This is a genomic window from Acinetobacter sp. L-24, assembly GCF_056857555.1.
Map to the genome: position 1 here is coordinate 38,235 of NZ_JBSXNI010000023.1, position 19,598 is coordinate 57,832.

The window sequence follows — 19,598 nt, forward strand, 5'->3', positions numbered from 1 at the left end:
AAAAGTATTGAGCAGCCGAATGGCTGCTTTTTTTATCTTTATATTTTTCAACTTTGCGATTAAAGAAATGAAAAGAAGCCCCGCAAGGCTTCTATTAAAGCACGTGTCTGTTTAAGGACGAAACTCTTTCAGTTCACGTTGAATAAAGTATTGGAACATTTCACGGTATAGATGTTCAATAAACTCCTGATCGACACCTTGTTTTTGCGCCAGAGCTCTGACATTTTCTACAATCTGTTCCATACGTTCTGGTGACTGTAAATCGGTTTCGGTTTTTTTGAAACGGGTGGTTTGATCAACATAAAATTGACGCGCAGCGATCAGCTCAACTAAAGCTGTATCAATGGCATCGATCTGTTGACGTGCATGTTCTAGTGATTCAGCTTTGATCTTTTCCATGTTTTTTCAGTTCACTTTCAGTTTGATTATTACTCTTATACTTTTCTTCTAACACATTACTGAAAATACTTTCAATCATCCAGACCCGATATAGGCTATTAAATGTATAACTTTGATCATCTATGCGCAGTTCCAGTACCGGAAAATTCGGCTGCGACTTCATTTCACAGAGCATATCATTGTCCTGCAGCTTGGCCAGAATATCGTCCTGGGTCAGATCGACAATATTTAACTGTTGCTGCAAACGTTTGAAATGGGGTGCATAAGACAGGTCTTCACCACGGGTCCAGACGGCCTGCAAGATCTGGTACATCGCCTCGATCCGCTGCTCCTCGGGACAGCTATAAAATAATTGTGCCATTGGCGCAATCGCCTGCTCGGTCGGCCGGCAGAACGGGGTAAATTCTACTTCTGTCCGTTTGGATAACCGTGTGGCCAGACTCCAGTCAAAATCATCCCGACCGCGATAGGACAAGGGATAGACATTTAGCTGGATATTATAATAATCCGCCAGTTCTTCCTTGATATAAGCCAGCAGCAGCCAGGAAATCGGGTCTTCCAGCGCGATATACAAGTCCAGTTCCGGATCCATCGACTGGATCTCGTTCAGCTCTTCGGCATCACTGATCAGATGCTCACGCCATTCAATGTGATCGATCATAAAAATCGGATTACCGGTCAGCAGTTTTTGCTGCTCCAGACGCCGGGTCAGACGCAACAGGTCATCGACCGCCTGATACTGGCGACCGCCTAAATTAAAATAGCTGGCCAGAATCGGAGTCTGGTCAAAAATACGTTCAGGAAAATCCTGTGGCTGATGATGGCGACTGGCCATGGCATAAAGAGTTCGTAATTTTCCGGTCTGTTTTTGCCAGAGCATATGGAAGACATCTTCCAGCAAATACAGGAAATCCTGTCCACGCAGCGGTGTATGCCGCAAAATCAGTTCGGCCTGTTTTAAGGCCTCAGCGGTCGGTAATTCTGGCGTATCATGAAAACTGAAACGATGCTGTTTCGACAAGATTTTCGCATCATTAATCGTGTAGTGCTGCCATTCATCAAAAGACATCTGGTTCGGCGCTTCGGCATGCTCACTGGAAATGATGACTTTCAGCGGCTTGAGTTCTGGACTTAAAATTTCTTCGAGCTGGGGCAACTGCTGTACCGCCAGATAACTGTACACATCATCCAGCCTTAAATGAATACTCAGCCCATCTTGAATAGATAACACCGTTTGACGGGTCGGTTTTTGGTAAAACCAACTCGATCGGATTGGATCAAACCAACGGCGTAACAGGGACATGAGATCGGCCTCGACAACAATGACGGTGCGCAGCTCAACATATGAGAAGCTGCGCAGAATAATCTATTTTTAAGATCGCAGAAGCCAAAGCCCTGCATGCTGTAAAAACTTATATCAAGTCATAAGCAAATGTTCAATGTTTAACAATGGATTAGAGGTCAAGATTCAGGTCAGTGACCGCCCCGGTTTCTGCACCTGAAGTCAGTTTGGCGAATTTAGCCAGCGCACCGTGGGTATAGTTTGGCTGAGGTTTGGTCCAGGCCGCTTGACGTGCAGCAATTTCTTCTTCCGCGACATGCCAGGTCATTTCCCGAGTTTCGGCATTAATCGAAATCTGATCACCATTTTGCACCAGACCAATCGGGCCGCCCTCATAAGCTTCTGGCGTCACATGACCAATCACGAAACCATGACTGCCGCCAGAGAAGCGTCCGTCAGTAATTAAAGCCACCGAAGCGCCCAGACCTTTACCAATAATCGCAGAAGTCGGTTTCAGCATTTCCGGCATGCCCGGACCACCTTTAGGGCCGACGCCACGAATCACCACCACTTCACCCGGCTGGACTTCGCCATCCAGAATCCCGCGCATGGCACCCTGCTCGCCTTCAAAGACCCGTGCCGGGCCAGCAAAATGCAGACCTTCCTTACCGGTAATCTTGGCCACAGCGCCCTTCGGCGACAAATTGCCTTTTAAAATCACCAGATGGGAATCTTTTTTCACGGGCGCATCAAAAGGCAGAATAATCTGCTGACCTTCCGGATAGTCCTGCACATCGGCCAGGTTTTCTGCCAGCGTCTTACCTGTGACCGTTAAACAGGACCCATCCAGCATGCCGGCATCCAGCATGCGCTTCATCAGTGGTTGAATCCCACCAATCGCAATCAGTTCTGACATTAAATATTTCCCGGATGGACGCACATCGGCCACCACCGGAATATCTTTGCCAATTCGGACAAAGTCATCCAGACTCAATTCAACCCCTGCGGTATGCGCCATGGCTAGCAGATGCAACACGCCATTGGTCGAACCACCCAGCGCAATCAAGACCTTGATCGAATTTTCAAAAGCAGCCTTGGTCATGATGTCACGTGGCTTGATATCCAGTCGTAACAGATTCATGACTGCTTCACCGGCACGGGCACAGTCGATTTGCTTGTCATCCGAAATCGCTTCCTGTGCCGAGGAGCCCGGCAAGCTCATACCGAGTGCTTCAATTGCAGAGGCCATCGAGTTGGCCGTATACATGCCGCCACAAGAGCCCGGACCCGGCAAGGATACTTCTTCAATATGCTTGACTTGAATCGCGTTAATTTCACCTTTGGCATATTGACCGACTGCTTCAAATACCGAAATCATGTCGGTATGGCCTTCGCCCGGTTTAATAGTGCCGCCATAAATAAACAGCCCCGGACGGTTTAAGCGCGCCAACCCCATGATGCAGCCCGGCATGTTTTTATCACAACCACCAATCGCGATGACCCCATCATAAGCCTGGCAGCCCACGACCGTTTCAATGGAGTCTGCGATCACTTCCCGTGATAGCAGTGAATATTTCATGCCTTCCGTACCGTTGGAAATTCCGTCAGAAATGGTAATGGTATTGAAGATAATACCTTTGCCGCCCGCAGCACTCACGCCCTGCTCTACAGTTCTGGCCAGACCATCAATATGCATATTACAAGGCGTGACATTGGCCCAGGTCGAGGCAATGCCAATAAATGGCCGTTCAAAATCAACATCTTTAAAACCGGTAGCACGCATCATGGAACGCGCCGGTGCATTTTCAATGCCTTCATAAACCGGGGCTGAATGCTCGCGGATATTATCTTTACTCATTATTCTCTTCCTGGGCGATGACCAATTTTAAGCTTCGGTCTTGGACAATTTATTTTAAGGTCATTGTATAGAAAGCAGACTACACATGAAAGCAACACTCTGTACTCTGCGAATCCCATTAATCCATTTATTATTTTTCTACCCAAATCAGATCACATGATGAAGCGACATGGATGTCGCTGTTTTCCTGTGCAGCAAGGATGCTGCATCAGGAAAACAAAGGCGTTTTGTTACTTTTGCGCTGTCAAAAGTAAAACATTGTCTACGCAATATTATTGCAAAATCACAAAGTAAAATGCGACCGTGCTATTTTCAACAATTAATAAAAAAGCACCCCCGTCTGGAGTGCTTTTAAAATCTGTAAAATTACAAATTAGATATCACGTACCGCACCTTTCGAGGCACTGGTGGTATGCATCGCATACGCTTTCAGTGCTTTAGACACTTTACGCGGACGCTGTTCTGCAGGCTGCCAGCCTTTGGCTTCTTGTGCTTCACGGCGCGCTGCCATGGTGGCATCATCCACTGCCAGGTGAATCGTACGATTTGGAATATCAATTTCGATACGGTCACCATCTTCCACCAGACCAATCGCACCACCTTCCGCTGCTTCAGGAGATACGTGACCAATTGAAAGGCCTGAAGAACCACCAGAGAAACGGCCATCTGTTAAAAGTGCACAGTCTTTACCCAAACCTTTTGATTTTAAGTAACTGGTTGGATACAACATTTCCTGCATACCCGGACCACCACGTGGACCTTCGTAGCGAATCACGACGACATCACCCGCAGTGATTTTGCCGCCAAGAATGGCTTCAACCGCAGCATCCTGACTTTCAAACACACGTGCAGTCCCGTTGAATTTTAGGATTGAATCATCCACACCCGCTGTTTTTACGATACAGCCTTCTAGCGCGATGTTGCCGTAAAGTACCGCCAGACCACCATCTTGCGAGAAAGCATTGGCTGCATTACGGATCACGCCATTGTCACGGTCGCCATCTAAGCGTGCATAATAACGGTCTTGCGAGAATGCCGTCTGCGTTGGTACACCGCCCGGTGCAGATTTGAAGAATTGATACACGTCTTCATCTTCAGTACGGATGATGTCCCATTTATCCAAGGCATCTTTCAGTGTTTTTTCATGGACGGTTGGAACAGAAGTGTCCAGCAAGCCCGCACGATCCAGTTCGCCCAGAATCGACATGATGCCACCGGCACGGTGTACATCTTCCATATGGACGTCTTGCTTCGCCGGCGCAACTTTACATAGTACCGGCACATTACGCGACAAACGGTCGATGTCGGTCATGGTGAAATCGACTTCAGCTTCGTGTGCTGCTGCCAACAGATGCAGAACCGTATTGGTTGAACCACCCATGGAAATATCCAGCGTCATGGCATTTTCAAACGCTGCTTTGGTTGCGATTGAACGTGGCAAGATGCTGTAATCTTCCTGTTCATAATGACGTTTCGCCAATTCAACAATCAGTTGGCCGGCTTTTTCAAATAATTTTTTACGGTTGGCATGGGTTGCCAGTGTTGAACCATTGCCCGGAAGCGATAAACCAAGTGCTTCAGTCAAACAGTTCATCGAGTTTGCAGTGAACATGCCTGAACATGAACCACAGGTTGGGCAAGCTGAACGCTCATATTCAGCGACTTCTTCATCAGTGAAGCTGTCATCTGCTGCAACAATCATGGCATCAACCAGGTCGATGGCTTTTTCATTGCCACGGATTTTGACCTTGCCCGCTTCCATTGGACCGCCAGAGACAAATACCACCGGAATGTTCAGACGCATTGAAGCCATTAACATCCCCGGGGTGATCTTGTCACAGTTCGAGATACACACCATCGCATCGGCACAATGCGCATTGACCATGTACTCGACCGAGTCTGCAATCAGATCCCGTGAAGGCAATGAATATAGCATGCCGTCATGACCCATCGCGATGCCATCATCGACAGCAATAGTATTGAATTCTTTGGCCACGCCGCCTGACGCTTCAATTTGACGTGCCACCAGCTGACCTAAGTCTTTCAAATGAACGTGACCCGGTACAAACTGGGTGAACGAGTTCACCACCGCAATAATCGGCTTACCGAAATCTTCATCTTTCATGCCGGTGGCACGCCATAAACCGCGTGCGCCAGCCATATTTCTTCCGTGTGTCGATGTTTTTGAACGATAGTCAGGCATTTTATATTTCCAACAAAGTTTGAGCTTGCAATGAATCGGGCAGATCCACTCTGGCTAAATCATACTGACAAGGAGCTTAAATCAGTTGAATTTTAAACCTATCATACTACAAGCCCTTGATTTACAAGATGGCCTTTTGGGTGTAGATGCAGGCAAAAATGTCTATAGAGAGGTTTGGATGATCTGACGATAAAAATTTCTTAATGAAATCTACTATACCGCCATCATCATCAGGACAATACAAAACTTTCATGAATAATTTTTACAATTTGCATGAGTTTTTTTTATATAAAAATTCCACCGAAATTCAAGTACTCACCAAGCTTCTCGGATAAGTTTTGGTAAGGATTAGGCTGAAATTTGGCTTTTGGCTTATAATAGCTTTTAAGTTTATTTGGAATTTCATGTGTGAAGATCATATTTGCAGGCACACCAGAATTTGCAGCGACTGCATTGGCTGCGTTGCTTAGAACCGAACATGAAATTGTGGCGGTCTATACTCAACCGGACCGCAAGGCCGGACGTGGACAAAAGCTCACGGCATCTGCGGTGAAGCAGTTAGCGCTTGAACATCATCTTTCGGTCTATCAGCCTTTACATTTCAAGTCATCGACTGAAGAAGGTCTGGCGGCGCAAGCGGAACTTAAAGCCTTAAATGCAGATGTGATGGTGGTGGCAGCTTATGGCCTGATCCTGCCACAAGTGGTTCTGGATACGCCAAAATATGGTTGCCTGAATATACACGGTTCGCTGTTGCCACGCTGGCGCGGTGCAGCCCCGATTCAGCGCGCGATTGCTACCGGCGATACCGAAACGGGTGTGACCATTATGAAAATGGCGGCCGGTCTGGATACCGGGGATATGATGTATAAAACACGATGTCCGATTACTGCCGAGGATACTTCTGCCAGCCTGCATGACAAACTGGCGCTGCAAGGTGCTGAGGCGATTGTGGCCGTGCTTGAATCGGAACAGACCTTACAGCACTATCTTGAGATTCGCGAAGTCCAGGATGAAAGCCTGACGGTTTACGCGCATAAACTATCAAAAGCTGAAGCACAAATTGACTGGACCCAGCCTGCAGCAGCCATTGACCGTAATATTCGTGCTTTTAATCCATGGCCAGTGGCATTTACCCCACTGGATGACAGCAACAATTTACGCATCTGGAATTCCTCGCTTTCTACGCAAAAGACAAGCAATGCCCTGCCTGGTGAAGTAATTGCTCTGGATAAAGACGGCGTGCATGTAATGTGTGGCGATCAAAATGCCATCTGTATCACCAATCTGCAATGGCCAGGCGGCAAAGCCCTGAATGCTGTTCAAATTAATCAAACTCAAAAACTATCGGTAGGATATAAATTCGCATGAGCCAAATTCAATCATCAGCTAAAAATTTGAATTTGCGCGCGCAAGTTGTAAAAACCCTATTGGCTGTACAAAATGGCCAATCACTTGCTTCTGTACTCAATCAACATATCAACATTGTGTCTGAGCGTGACCGTGGTCTGTATCACGAGTTAACTCTAGGCTGTTTACGTCAGTGGCATGGCCTGAAAGCCATCACCCTGCCGCTATTAACCAAACCTCTCGATAATCAGGCTCTAGAAAGCTGCTTATATTTGGGTTTGTACCAGATTCTATGTACCCGTATTCCGGCACATGCTGCAATTTCAGAAACCGTGACTGCTGCCAAACAGCTGGGCTTTGAACCTTTAAGCGGTCTGGTGAATGCCGTTCTGCGTCGTGTTTCACGTGAAACAGAAGAATTTGATCTGGCTTTAAATCAGGCGCATGGCCTGCCAAGCTGGCTTTACAAGCGTTTAAAGAAAGACTGGCCGGAACAGCTTGCCGAACTGTCACATGACTTGAAACAGATTGCACCGCTCACCTTGCGCGTCAATGTCAATCAGGTCAGCCGTGATGAATATCTGGAAATTCTGGAAGAAGAAGGCTATGAAGCACGTGCCTGTACTCTTTCTGAAGTTGGCATCGTTCTGGAACAGAATGTCCATATTCCGAACCTGCCGGGCTATGAAGCTGGTGGCTTCTCGGTTCAGGATGAACATGCCCAACTTTGCGTGACTTTAGTTCCTGACCTTGAAGGCAAAGTCGTGGTAGATGCCTGCGCTGCACCGGGTGGTAAGACCGCGCACATCCTGGAAAAATATAGCCCGAAAAAGCTGTATGCGATTGACCAGGATGCCAAACGTTTAGTCCGTGTGGCAGAAAATCTGGAACGCTTACTGTTAACTGAATATGCCGATGTTGAAATTATCGCGGCTGATGCGATCACCTGGACAGCTCCGGAGCCGGTCGACTGTATCGTACTGGATGCACCATGTTCCGCAATTGGTGTGATCCGTCGTCATCCGGATATCCGCTTACTGCGTCATTCCACAGATATTCCGCAAACGGTACAGCTGCAAAAGCAGATTCTGGAAAATATGTGGCAGCAACTGAAAGTCGGTGGTACTTTGCTGTACATCACCTGTTCAATTTTGAAAGCCGAAAACGAACAGCAGATGGTCGAATTCTTTGCTCAACATGCCGATGCCAAAGAAATCAAGATCGAAGCCGATTGGGGCATCGAGCAGATTCATGGTCGTCAGTTGTTGCCGAAAGCAGATCAAGGCGACGGCTTTTTCTATTGCCGTATAGAAAAAACTGCATAAGTCATGTGTTTAAAATGAAAGGCAGCCTAAGCTGCCTTTTTTATGGCGCGTGATTTAGTGAATATATGGCTTATTGAATAAACTTAAAAATCACCAGACTGCTGGCCAATGCCGCCATGCCGCTCACCAATCCATAGACTGTTTCATGCCCTTCAGAATAGCGCTTTGCCGTCGGCAATAATTCATCCAGCGCCAGATAAACCATCACCCCGCCAATCACGCCAAAGATCAGACCATAGACGGTTTCACTCATATAAGGTGCCAGAATAAAATACCCGAGCGCTGCCCCTAAAGGTTCGGCCAGTCCGGAAACCAAACTGGCCCAGAGCGCATAATCTTTACGGCCGGTGGCCATATAGACCGGCAGGGCAATCGCCACGCCTTCTGGTACATTATGAATCGCAATCGCGACTGCCAATGGCGCACCCAAAGCAGGACTTTCCAGCGTGGCAAAAAACGTCGCCAGCCCTTCCGGCAGGTTATGTGCGCTAATCGCAAACAGGGTCAGCATGCCGGTACGCAGTAATTGGGGTGAACTAACGCCCTTGGCAGAATGGGTCTCAATGGTGTCATGTGGGTTTGGCACAAAGCGATCTAGCAATAACACCAGAACTACGCCCAGTAAAAAAGCAAAAGTGCCAAAGGCAAAACCGGTTTTTTCATCAAAATCTAGGCTAAAGGAAGCGATCGATTTGTTCAGAATTTCGGTTAAAGAGACATAGATCATGGCCCCGGCAGCAAAGGCCAGACCAAAGGCCAGCAAACGGAAATTAGGTTTTTTTAAGAATAATACCAGTCCCCCACCCACCACGGTGGCCAGCCCGGCAAATAAAGTCACGGCAAAGGCTGTATAGACTTGTCCATCTGAAACGGAAATCATGTCAGAGCATCAGCCATTAAAAAAGTCATTATCATCAAGGATGATAATGACTTCCGTTTATGGTAACAGTAGGTTTATGTGAAGATTTTTAGTCTTCTGGTTCTTCCGGATTCTTTGCCAGATGAATCACAGCCAGTACCAGACCACCCCATAATAAAACGATAGAGATGATCATCATGATTAGTGCAGATGTATTCATAGTCGCTCTCCTAGCTGTGACGATCTTTAATCAGGCTGAATAGAATGGCACCCAGAATAAAGAATGCCATTACTCCTCCACCTACCATCCATAGGGTACTGGCAGCATAGCCACCATAACCTTCTGCCATGATCGATTTCAGGGTCAGGCCCAATGCCAGCAATAATGACAACGGCGTGATCACCGTCAGCATGAAGTTCCAGCTCGTACCTAGTTTCACGCTGGCAAACTCATTCACATGGCCTTCCAGCTGTTTCATTAATGGACGACGGAACCACGACAACAGAATAATCGATAACAGACCACCACCAACAATACCGATGTTATTGGCAAAGTAATCGATGATATCGACAAAGGTAATGGCACTATGTGTCGAGAACATCAGGGTAGAAATCACCGCTGAACCACCAGCAATAATCGTCACTGACTTGTTCTTTGACCAGCCCAGTTTGTCTTGGAACGCAGCAATCGGAACTTGCAGGATGCTCACCATCGAGGTAATACCGGCAACCGTCAACGAAGCAAAGAACAGGAAACCGAACAGGTCACCACCTGCACCTAAACTGGAAATGATTTTCGGAAACGCAATAAAGGCCAGACCGATACCGCCAGACACCACATCTTCAACTTTCTCACCTGAGCTGAACGCCATAAAACCAAGCGCGGCAAAGACACCAATACCCGCTAGAATTTCAAAAGACGAGTTGGCCAGTGCTACCACAATCCCGGAACCAGTCAGGTTGGTTTTGCGTTTCAGGTAAGATGCATAGGTCAACATGATCCCGAAGCCCACTGATAGTGAGAAAAAGATATGACCAAAAGCGGCTAACCAGACTTTATAGTTGGCCATCGCTTCCCAGTTCGGCGTGAAGAAAGCATTTAAGCCATCGACTGCACCAGGTAAACGTACTGCCTGAATCACTAGGATCGTGAATAAAATCACCAGCAATGGCATAAAGATTTTATTCGCCAGTTCCACCCCACGGCGTACTCCACCGTAAAGAATCAGCATGACTGCTGCCCAAACGACCACCAAACCAAAGAACAGCACAGGTACAAAACCGAGCGTCAGACCCTCACCATTTTGCAGGTAAGTATTGAAGAAGAAGCCTTGGGTATCTGTGCCCCACTGCTGTCCAAAGGAATAGAACATATAGCTGCCAGCCCAGGACAAGACGCTGGCATAGTAAATCCCGATCACCAGAGTGACCATGACCTGCCACCACCCTAGGGATTCGGCATTCATGAGTTTTTTATAGGCCATAGGCGGCGCTTTGCGGAACTTGTGTCCGACCGCATAGTCTAAAAACAATAAAGGTAAACCTGCTGCGAAAATCGCAATCAGATAAGGGATCAGGAATGCCCCGCCACCATTTTCATAGGCAACATAGGGGAAACGCCAGATATTCCCCAAGCCAACGGCGGAACCAATCGCTGCAATAATGAATCCTGATCGTGCGGACCAATTCTCACGAGTTTCTGTCATAGAACACCTAAACTTTTAACCCCTTTAGATGCTGCTTGTTATGGTTATGACGCAAGCAAAAAAAGAAGTATTTTCAATAATTTTGGGTGTTTGAATTAGAGGGCACCTTGTGGGCGTCGAATTCTAATGTACAAACAGGTCAGCAGGTCTTACATCTTGCTTAAAGTCTGATCGAAAAACTGACCTTGTAGATGACTCAACAATACTGACTTTTTTAAATTTTTTCTGTAAATTCTGCTTAAAATATTCGTTATTTATAATCTATTCGAATTAAGCGTTCAATAATTCTGCGAAATAAGCCAGATTAAACAAGTTATATATTGACAAACTTTTTGGAATATATTTTTTCTTAAGTTTTACTACAGGGTCGCTGTTTTAAAAAATGTATTGCAAGACTCCACTCCAGCATCTGTTTTTAGATCATTATTTAATGATGAAACGGCTCATACTAAGGCACATGACCAAGCCGTGATATGGGAAATCAAATTCTCTCATGGAATTTTGACCTCTTTAAAAACCGGTTTAAATATCACAAGCAGATTTAAAACAAGCTGCCTGTGATATCGAAGCGATGAGTATTCTAAACTTAGGCTTTAATCACCAGCATGCGCTCTTCCTGCATGTCGCGAATGGCTGACTGAATTCCTTCACGACCCAGACCTGAATCTTTGACCCCGCCATAAGGCATGTTATCGACCCGGAAAGACGGAATATCATTGATAATGACACCGCCGACATGCAGATGATCCCAGGCATACAGCATCTTGTTCAGATTCTGGGTATACACTCCAGCTTGCAAGCCAAAACGGCTGCGGTTGATACAGGCAATACCGGATTCGAAATCAGCATACGCTTCCAGAATTGCCACCGGACCAAAGGCTTCATCACGGTAGATTTCCAGACTGTGGTCTACATTTTCCAGCAAGGTCGGTGCGAACATCACACCATTCAATTCGCCTCCAATCAGGATTTTCGCGTCTTTTTTCACAGCTTTATCCAGCCATTTTTTCAGGCGTTTGGCTTCATCTTCCTTGATCATCGGACCAACCAAGGTTGTGCTCAGATTCGGATCAGCGGCTTTAATCGTTTTCAGTTTCGCCAGCAGTTTGTCCTTCACTTCAGTATAAATCTGCTGATGCACCAAAATGCGTTGCACACTGATACACACCTGTCCGGCATGGTTATACGCCCCGCCAATCAGACGATTAATCAAGGCATCGTTAATTTCGGTATCTGGCTCAATCATGACAGCAGCATTGCCACCCAGCTCCAAGACCACTTTTTTACGACCGGCACGCGCTTTCATATCCCAGCCTACAGCATCGGAACCGGTAAAACTGAGTAATTTAAAACGCTCATCGGTGACAAGTAGATCAGCCAGCTCTCGCGGACAGGGCAATACCGAAAACGCACCTTGCGGTAAATCGGTTTCCGCCAGAATTTCGGCAATTTTTAAGGCAGAAATAGGGGTTAGACTCGGCGGTTTCAGCACAAAGGGACAACCGGCTGCAATCGCAGGAGCAATTTTATGCGCGGTCAGGTTTAAAGGAAAATTAAACGGACTGATCAGAGACACTGCACCAATCGGCACCTGCTTTACAATGCCCCGATAACCGGATGCTGCCGCAGTCACGGCCAAAGGCAGCATACGTCCCTGATCAACCTGGGTCACGGCATCTGCGGCAATCTGGAAAGTATTAATCAGACGTTCAACTTCGGCTTCGGCTGCTTTACGCGGCTTGCCCCCTTCTGCAATCAGAATTTCAGTCAGTTCTTCATGAATCTCACGAAAACGGCGTACGCAATGCAGCAGAATTTTCTGTTTCTGGAACGGCTCCAAGGCAGCCATTTCGGCTTCTGCGTCTACGGCAGACTGAATCGCCTGTTCCAGTGTGTTGGCATCTGCCAAGGCGACACGGGCATACAGTTCATGATTATATTTATGTTTGACCTCTAGCCATTTATCCGTCTGAACAGCCTGACCGGCGACATATAATGCATACTCTTTCGCTTGTTGTGTGCTTCTCGCTACCATCTTATTGTCCTTCAACATCCAAGGATATACATTTTTGAAATTCTCTATATCATGCACTTGCTACTCCATATTAAGAAGATGTTTTTAAGTAACCAGACACCTCCAATTTTAATAAAGCTTTAGGGAATAGAGCCATGCGCGCAAAAATACTCACCACCTTATTCTTCGGTTTTGGAATCAGTACGCTCAGTCATGCAGATGTGATCGGCGTGAAAGCGGATCTCAGCTACTGGGATTTTGACGGCTATAGCCAGGATAACAATTTCAAGCATGCGCTGGATCGACAAGGTACAGCACAACTATCTGTCGCTGTAGAACATCCGGTACCGTTATTGCCAAATGCAAAAATCAAATATGTTAATCTGGACAGCAACAGTGAACAAAACACGCTTGCCAATGCCTCAGAGATCGAACTGAAGAATATCGACTATATTCTGTATTACGAATTGCTAGATACTATTGTGCATGCGGATATAGGCGCAGGTTTAACCAATCTGGATGGTACGGTGAAAAACCTGAGCAATGCTGCTTTCAATCAATACGATCTGGATGAATACAGTCCCCTGCTCTACGCAACCGTCGGGGTGAAACTGCCATTTACCGGTATGAGTGCCAAAGCCGAAGCTATTTACAGTCACGGCAGCGATAGCCAAAAAACCGATGTACAGGCCGAACTGCAATATGACTTTATTGATAATCTGCTGGTCGATGTGGGTGCCAAAATCGGTTATCGTATGATGCAAGTAGATTTTGAACAGGATCAACGTCCAGACTTACAGTTGGAATTTAAAGGTCCTTATATCGGTCTAGATGTGCATTTTTAATGCAATACAACTGGTTAAGCTTGCACAGCTCAATTTCTCTGCGCTGATGTAAGCCAAAGCGTACAGCAATAACCGCAATCTGCTGCTAGTGCGCCACCGGGATGTGTATTACTTTATAAACATAGAGAGCAGGATGCTCCAGAAGACCTAAAAACAAGAATAACATCGCAACACCAGGACGTGAGGTACGACAGGAGTTATACCTAAATCACGAGATACGAAAAAGCCCCGACAGGATGTCGGGGCTTTTTTTCTGCCTATTATTTTATTTATCATTGCTTAACAGTTCCGAGCTAAAACTCCAACATTGTAAGAATCTCCTTGTTGTTAAGCTAAAAATCCTCACATTTTTTGGGAACAGCAATCATGGTAAAAAAGGTCCTCTTTATTACATCCAATCAAGGCATTGAACATGATGAACTCACTGAGCCTTTAAATTTTCTAAAGTCCAAAGGTTTTGAAGTCATTCATGCTGCAGAAAAAAATGAAGATGTCGCCACTGTCAAAGGTGATACCAAGGCTGCTACCCAATACACGCCGGATACCAGTTTCGACCATGTCGATCCGAATGATTATGATCTTTTGGTGATTCCCGGCGGTACAGTCAATGCGGATACATTGAGAATCAATCAGGATGCGCAAAAAATCATTCAGCATTTTGCCGACAATCACAAACCGATTGCCGCGATCTGTCATGGGCCATGGACCCTGATTGATGCACAGCGCATCAAAGACAAGAATCTGACCTCATATAAGAGCATCAAGCTAGATCTGGAAAATGCCGGCGGGAAATGGGTCGACGAAGAAGTCCACCGCTGCAATACAGGTGACTGGGTACTGATTACTTCACGCAATCCGGACGATTTACCGGCTTTCAATGAAGCGATCTTAAAAGAGCTTGAAGGCGAAGCTGCCTAAGCTCCTACACTAAAAAAAGAACCTCAGCATTGAGGTTCTTTTTTATATTTAGACACCACCGGCCAAACTTTTCAGATAAGTCACCACGTCTTTATTTCCGGCCATTTCAGCCAGTTCTAAAGCAGTATTTGGACTGCGATGTGCAATATCTGCGCCCTTGCTAACCAGAAGCTTAACTACGTCTAAATGATCATTTTCAGCTGCAGCCTGTAAGGCACTATAGCCTTCTTCATCGGCGGAGTTGACGTCCAGACCTTCTTGCAAGCCCTGCTCAACCTGTTCAACATCACCAAGAGATGCCCAGTACACCAGTTCAGGAAGATGCAGTTCTTCATCACCTTCAGGGATTGGGGAGAATGAATTAATATTCATATTTTCTATACCTCTACTCTATTTAGAATAGCGCGATTATCACATTACCTTATCTCAATAATACTAAGAATAATAGACTTCTTGCGTTAGTCAAAATTTAAAATTTAAACAGCCAAAAGCTACATATTATAAGGTTTTAGCCAATTCAAAAATTAGGTAAAACGATACTTTCGCAAGAGGTCTAATATTTAAATTAATGCTTATTCAGTATCTTTAAAATTTTAGATAGAGCATTTTTTTTATTTGAATAAGAAGGTATCAAAAAAGAATTATCAGGATTAAATTCTATCTTATTCTTAATATAAATTTTATTAGATAAGGCTTTTGATCTTCTTAAAACTTTTGGCTCTGTAGTATGACCAATGGAACTTCCACCCATCACCAACATTTGCCAAACAGTGAGATTATGATTTATATCCCATGAACTTATATCGCTCCAAGAGTTAGATTTCATAAGCTTACCTTGCAAAGTAACTGTCAACTTCTGATCGATAGGAAAATCCCAGCGGGTTTCAAAAATAAAACTTTTTGATTGTATAGATCGGGCTTGAATAAGTTGAGGAATCCAATCTTCAAGATCAATATCATTTATCCATCTGAATCGATCACTATCAATTTTTTTGGAATCTTTTGTATCAAGAATCCATTTAGCATAGAGATATTCATAGTTATTCTTTAATTCAATATCTTGATAAACCAACTTCAGTCTAAGTTTTTCAATAATCAGTAATTGAGCACCATGATTCGAGATTGAAATTGGCATATGAAAACTACACACATACCATTCTTCACTAGCACTTTTTATCGGATAAATTTGTTCTGTTAAAGTTCCAATCGTGAAGAATGGTTTAGATTTATAAAAATAAGTTTTCCATAATTGCATTACTGAAATTAAGAGAGCTAAAGATGCTATAAATAATTCTAAGGTCATGATATTTATAATTCAGTTAATTACTACAAAATAAATTGTGAATTAGTTTTTATCAACTAATAACCATAAAAAAGCCCCCTTTCGGAGGCTTCTTATTTAATACTTAGCTTTAAGCTTTAGACACTGCTGGTTCAATTGAACCAATCTTCTCAGATTCATTGTCATGCATGATTAACGCAACCGCAATTGCAGTAATCAGAACCGGTAAACCGACTGCCATAAAGTTGAAGTAAGCAGGCAGGTTCATACCAAGCAAACCACCAATCAGGATCGGCCCTACAATCGCGCCCATACGACCAATCGCAGAAGACCAGCCAATACCTGTCGAACGTACTGCAAGTGGGTAGAACTGCGCAACATAGCTATATAGCAACATTTGTGAACCAATCGACGCTGCACCCGCCAGGAATACCAGGATGTAAAGTAAGAATTGGTTAGATGCAAAGCCCATTGAGCTCATCACAATCGCACCCATCATACCGAGGAACATCAGTACCGGTTTCAGGTGGAAACGATCCGCCAGAATACCACCACCCACAATACCTACAACCGCACCAACGTTCATCACCATCATGAACATCAAGCTGTTGTCCATCGAGTAGCCTGCTGCCATCATCAACTTCGGTAACCAGCTGCTCAGTGCATACATGGTTAACAGACAAGTGAAGAACGCGACCCAGAACAGTAAAGTATTGACCGCACGACCACGACGGAACAAACTCACCACGTTGGCTGCTTCAGGCACATTTTCCTGTGGCAAAGTGAAAGTTGTATTCTCAGTAACTGTCAGATTTGGCGCCAAGCGACGTACGATACGACGAGCTTCAGGCTGCTTGTTCTGCTTCACAATAAATGCGAGCGACTCAGGCAGGAATTTCCAGATCACTGGTAATAAAAACAGTGGAATACCCGCGATAAAGAACATGATTTGCCAACCAAAACTTGGCGTGAACCATGAACCTAATAACGCTGCCATCACGCCACCGACCGCATAACCACTAAACATGGTGGTCACCAGCGTACTACGCATTTTTTGTGGAGCATATTCCGAAGTCAATGCCACTAGGTTTGGCATTACACCACCAATACCAAGACCGGCAAGGAAACGTAAAATACCGAATTCGGTTGGGTTTGAAGCAAAGCCGCCAGCAAAAGTTAAACCACTAAATAATACAATACAGATCATGATCACTTTCTTACGACCGATCTTGTCCGCGAGGGAACCAAAGATCATCGCACCAAACATCATGCCGGCCAGCGCGGTACTTGCAAGCATTCCGGCCTGCACTGCACTTAAGCCCCAGTCTTGCATCAATAACGGTAAAACTACACCATTGATTGCGAGATCGTAGCCATCAAATAAGATAATGAGTAAACACCAAGCAACTACATTGAAGTGGAAAGGCGTGAATTTCGCATTATCGACTACAGAATTTACATCTATTTTTTCCGTTGTCATCGTTCTCATCTCCCATGAGTACTTGTCCATAACATCTTGTTGAAGACTGAAGTCAATCTTCAATGTCAGGCAATATACGCAAGCAGGATTTAAGGCACAATAAGACTAATTGATATTCTGCTATGCTCTCGGAAATGTCATTTATTTGCGTGATATGTCACACTATTATTAGTATAATCTTTTGAATAATTGATGTTTATTTTTTAATTTACACCATATTTAAGCTCTTTTAATCCACTTATTCTTTTGACCAATTGAATATTGATTTAATTTCATACTGAAGATATGAAAAAGCCCCTTTAAGTAAGGAGCTTTTTAACTGAATGGGTTAATTACGAGAGTTTAAATTTTGGCTGTTTTTAATTTTTTCACCATAATGCGACCAGGTTGTGGCTTACGAATCATTGAAATAGCGATGATGCCAATAATACCTGGCATTGCCACTGCGATAAAGTTCCATTTATGTGGTAACTCCATACCAAGCAGCATACCAATCACGATTGGGCCAACAATTGCACCTGTACGCCCTACAGCAGAAGCCCAACCAATACCAGTAGAACGTACTGCAACAGGATAGTATTGAGCAACATAGCTATATAACAAGATACTGGTACCAATAGATGAGGCACCTGCTAAACTGACAAGTAAATAAATAACAGGGGTTGGAGAATTAAAGCCCAAACCAACCAAAGATAGTACACCGACAGTTAACATACTCATAAGAACAGGTTTAAAGTCAAAACGGTCTGCCAAAATACCACCGCTAATGGTTCCGATCACGGCACCAATATTCAGTGCTAATAAGAACATTAAACTGCTACCTAAAGAATATCCCGCTGCCATCATCAGTTTTGGTAGCCAGCTTCCAAGTGCGTAAAGCATGAGTAAGCACATAAAGAAAGCAATCCAAAATAAGAATGTTCCTGTGGCACGATTTTCTGTAAATAAAGCTTTTACTGATGCACTTTGGGTCTGATCAGCGCTAGCTAGAACCAGTTCAGTATCTTCTTGTATGTCTGCAGTTGGCTCGACTTGCTTTATAAAACGACGTGCTTCATTCACTTTTTGTTCTTTAACGAGGAAAGTTAAAGACTCAGGTAAGAACTTCCAAAAAAATGGAACAAAAAGTAATGGAATACCTGCAATGAAGAACATAATTTCCCAACCAAAACTTGGTGTAAACCATGTACCGCATAATGCAGCCATAATACCGCCCACCGCATAACCACTAAACATGGTGGTTACCAGTGTGCTTTTTAAACGTTTAGGTGCATATTCAGACGTTAGAGCGACTAAGTTTGGTAATACACCACCAATCCCTAAACCAGCAATAAAACGTAAAATACCAAATTCTGTTGGATTAGTGGTAAATCCACCTAAAAATGTAAAAGCACTAAATAAAGAAACACAAATCAAGATAACTTTTTTACGACCAATTTTGTCTGCAAGCATCCCAAATAGCATGGCTCCAAACATCATGCCAGCCAGCGCTGTACTTGCAAGCATGCCTGCTTGAACAGCACTCATGCCCCACTCTTGCATAAGTAGAGGCAGAACGACACCGTTAATTGCTAAATCATATCCGTCAAATAGGACAATAAACAAACACCATAATACAATGCTTAAGTGAAATTTAGTGAATTTTGCCTGATCAATCACATCATTCACACTTACAGTGTTTGCTACTCGCTTCATGTTTTCTGCCATTTTTACTCACCTCCTGTGAGTTTTTTTCGTTGTTTTCAGCACGACACATGACCCTAACTCTTATTTATTATTTTTAATGATTCTTATCGCCATGTCTTCGCAACAACTTAGTTCAACACACCTACTTTTCATGCAATATCCGACTAAAGTCTTACTTATTCCTTAAAAATCTAAACCCATGAGTCTAGTTTTTAATCAATATTCAACAATTCCAAGAGCTATTTGACTAAAATCCCACGCATAAAAAAATCCCCCTCTGCCTTGGCGGAGGGGGATTTCGAATAATGAGCTGGCGATGACTTACTCTCACATGGGTAACCCCACACTACCATCAGCGCTAAGAGGTTTCACTTCTGAGTTCGGGAAGGGA

The 19,598-nt window shown here is 44.5% G+C and carries 16 protein-coding genes and 1 rRNA gene; 4 read left to right on the forward strand and 13 right to left on the reverse strand.

Annotation, left to right across the window (positions count from 1 at the left end):
- Positions 1 to 111: 111 nt before the first annotated feature.
- The 4 genes from AC13CK_RS01600 to ilvD (AC13CK_RS01615) form a co-directional block, all read right to left on the reverse strand.
- A complete protein-coding gene (locus AC13CK_RS01600) occupies positions 112 to 399 on the reverse strand; it encodes a chorismate mutase (RefSeq protein ID WP_005094791.1) in 288 nt (95 codons plus the stop codon).
- Positions 380 to 1,702: a hypothetical protein gene (locus tag AC13CK_RS01605; protein WP_314100355.1), complete on the reverse strand. Its 1,323-nt coding sequence runs from the start codon at positions 1,700 to 1,702 to the stop codon at positions 380 to 382. Before AC13CK_RS01605 ends, AC13CK_RS01600 begins: the two co-directional genes overlap by 20 nt.
- A gap of 151 nt (positions 1,703 to 1,853) precedes the next feature.
- Entirely contained in the window at positions 1,854 to 3,539 is a 1,686-nt protein-coding gene (ilvD, locus tag AC13CK_RS01610; RefSeq protein WP_425880049.1) for a dihydroxy-acid dehydratase, read from the reverse strand.
- A 373-nt stretch (positions 3,540 to 3,912) separates the two neighbouring features.
- Positions 3,913 to 5,742 (reverse strand): dihydroxy-acid dehydratase, encoded by a 1,830-nt coding sequence (gene ilvD, locus AC13CK_RS01615; RefSeq protein WP_312585669.1) that lies wholly within the window; start codon positions 5,740 to 5,742, stop codon positions 3,913 to 3,915.
- A gap of 408 nt (positions 5,743 to 6,150) precedes the next feature.
- On the opposite strand from ilvD (AC13CK_RS01615), the gene fmt reads away from it, so the two are divergent.
- Together fmt and rsmB are read left to right on the forward strand one after the other, a co-directional pair.
- Positions 6,151 to 7,113, forward strand: coding sequence for a methionyl-tRNA formyltransferase (gene fmt / locus AC13CK_RS01620; RefSeq protein WP_425880050.1), 963 nt, complete (start codon positions 6,151 to 6,153; stop codon positions 7,111 to 7,113).
- Complete coding sequence (gene rsmB / locus AC13CK_RS01625; protein WP_425880051.1) at positions 7,110 to 8,417, forward strand: 16S rRNA (cytosine(967)-C(5))-methyltransferase RsmB; 1,308 nt, start codon at positions 7,110 to 7,112, stop codon at positions 8,415 to 8,417. The genes fmt and rsmB overlap by 4 nt, the downstream gene beginning before the upstream one ends.
- Before the next feature lie 70 nt (positions 8,418 to 8,487).
- Here the strand turns inward: rsmB and zupT are convergent, their stop codons facing one another.
- The 4 genes from zupT to AC13CK_RS01645 all read right to left on the reverse strand — a co-directional run bounded on the left by zupT (position 8,488) and on the right by AC13CK_RS01645 (position 13,017).
- Positions 8,488 to 9,297, reverse strand: coding sequence for a zinc transporter ZupT (gene zupT, locus AC13CK_RS01630; RefSeq protein ID WP_005108262.1), 810 nt, complete (start codon positions 9,295 to 9,297; stop codon positions 8,488 to 8,490).
- 88 nt (positions 9,298 to 9,385) lie between these two features.
- The gene (locus AC13CK_RS01635) at positions 9,386 to 9,496 is read right to left on the reverse strand and encodes a methionine/alanine import family NSS transporter small subunit (protein WP_004647694.1); all 111 of its coding nucleotides are present in this window, start codon (positions 9,494 to 9,496) and stop codon (positions 9,386 to 9,388) included.
- Between the two features lie 10 nt (positions 9,497 to 9,506).
- Entirely contained in the window at positions 9,507 to 10,982 is a 1,476-nt protein-coding gene (locus tag AC13CK_RS01640) for a sodium-dependent transporter (RefSeq protein ID WP_425880052.1), read from the reverse strand.
- Positions 10,983 to 11,568: 586 nt separating this feature from the next.
- Entirely contained in the window at positions 11,569 to 13,017 is a 1,449-nt protein-coding gene (locus AC13CK_RS01645) for an aldehyde dehydrogenase family protein (protein ID WP_425880053.1), read from the reverse strand.
- A 134-nt stretch (positions 13,018 to 13,151) separates the two neighbouring features.
- Here AC13CK_RS01645 and AC13CK_RS01650 point away from each other — a divergent pair, with 134 nt between their 5' ends.
- Entirely contained in the window at positions 13,152 to 13,841 is a 690-nt protein-coding gene (locus AC13CK_RS01650; protein WP_425880054.1) for a TIGR04219 family outer membrane beta-barrel protein, read from the forward strand.
- 366 nt (positions 13,842 to 14,207) lie between these two features.
- Complete coding sequence (locus AC13CK_RS01655; protein ID WP_168730570.1) at positions 14,208 to 14,759, forward strand: type 1 glutamine amidotransferase domain-containing protein; 552 nt, start codon at positions 14,208 to 14,210, stop codon at positions 14,757 to 14,759.
- Between the two features lie 48 nt (positions 14,760 to 14,807).
- On the opposite strand, the gene AC13CK_RS01660 is transcribed toward AC13CK_RS01655, so the two are convergent.
- The 5 genes from AC13CK_RS01660 to rrf all read right to left on the reverse strand — a co-directional run.
- Positions 14,808 to 15,131 carry an ankyrin repeat domain-containing protein gene (locus AC13CK_RS01660; protein WP_213686629.1) on the reverse strand — a complete coding sequence of 108 codons (324 nt, stop codon included), beginning with the start codon at positions 15,129 to 15,131 and terminating at the stop codon, positions 14,808 to 14,810.
- Between the two features lie 193 nt (positions 15,132 to 15,324).
- Positions 15,325 to 16,062 (reverse strand): hypothetical protein, encoded by a 738-nt coding sequence (locus AC13CK_RS01665; RefSeq protein WP_005245518.1) that lies wholly within the window; start codon positions 16,060 to 16,062, stop codon positions 15,325 to 15,327.
- A gap of 109 nt (positions 16,063 to 16,171) precedes the next feature.
- A complete protein-coding gene (locus AC13CK_RS01670; protein ID WP_004647700.1) occupies positions 16,172 to 17,521 on the reverse strand; it encodes an aromatic acid/H+ symport family MFS transporter in 1,350 nt (449 codons plus the stop codon).
- 342 nt (positions 17,522 to 17,863) lie between these two features.
- Positions 17,864 to 19,228, reverse strand: a complete 1,365-nt coding sequence (locus AC13CK_RS01675; protein WP_004280798.1) for an MFS transporter — start codon at positions 19,226 to 19,228, stop codon at positions 17,864 to 17,866.
- A 287-nt stretch (positions 19,229 to 19,515) separates the two neighbouring features.
- Positions 19,516 to 19,598: ribosomal RNA gene (gene rrf, locus AC13CK_RS01680) — 5S ribosomal RNA — on the reverse strand; the annotation flags it as partial.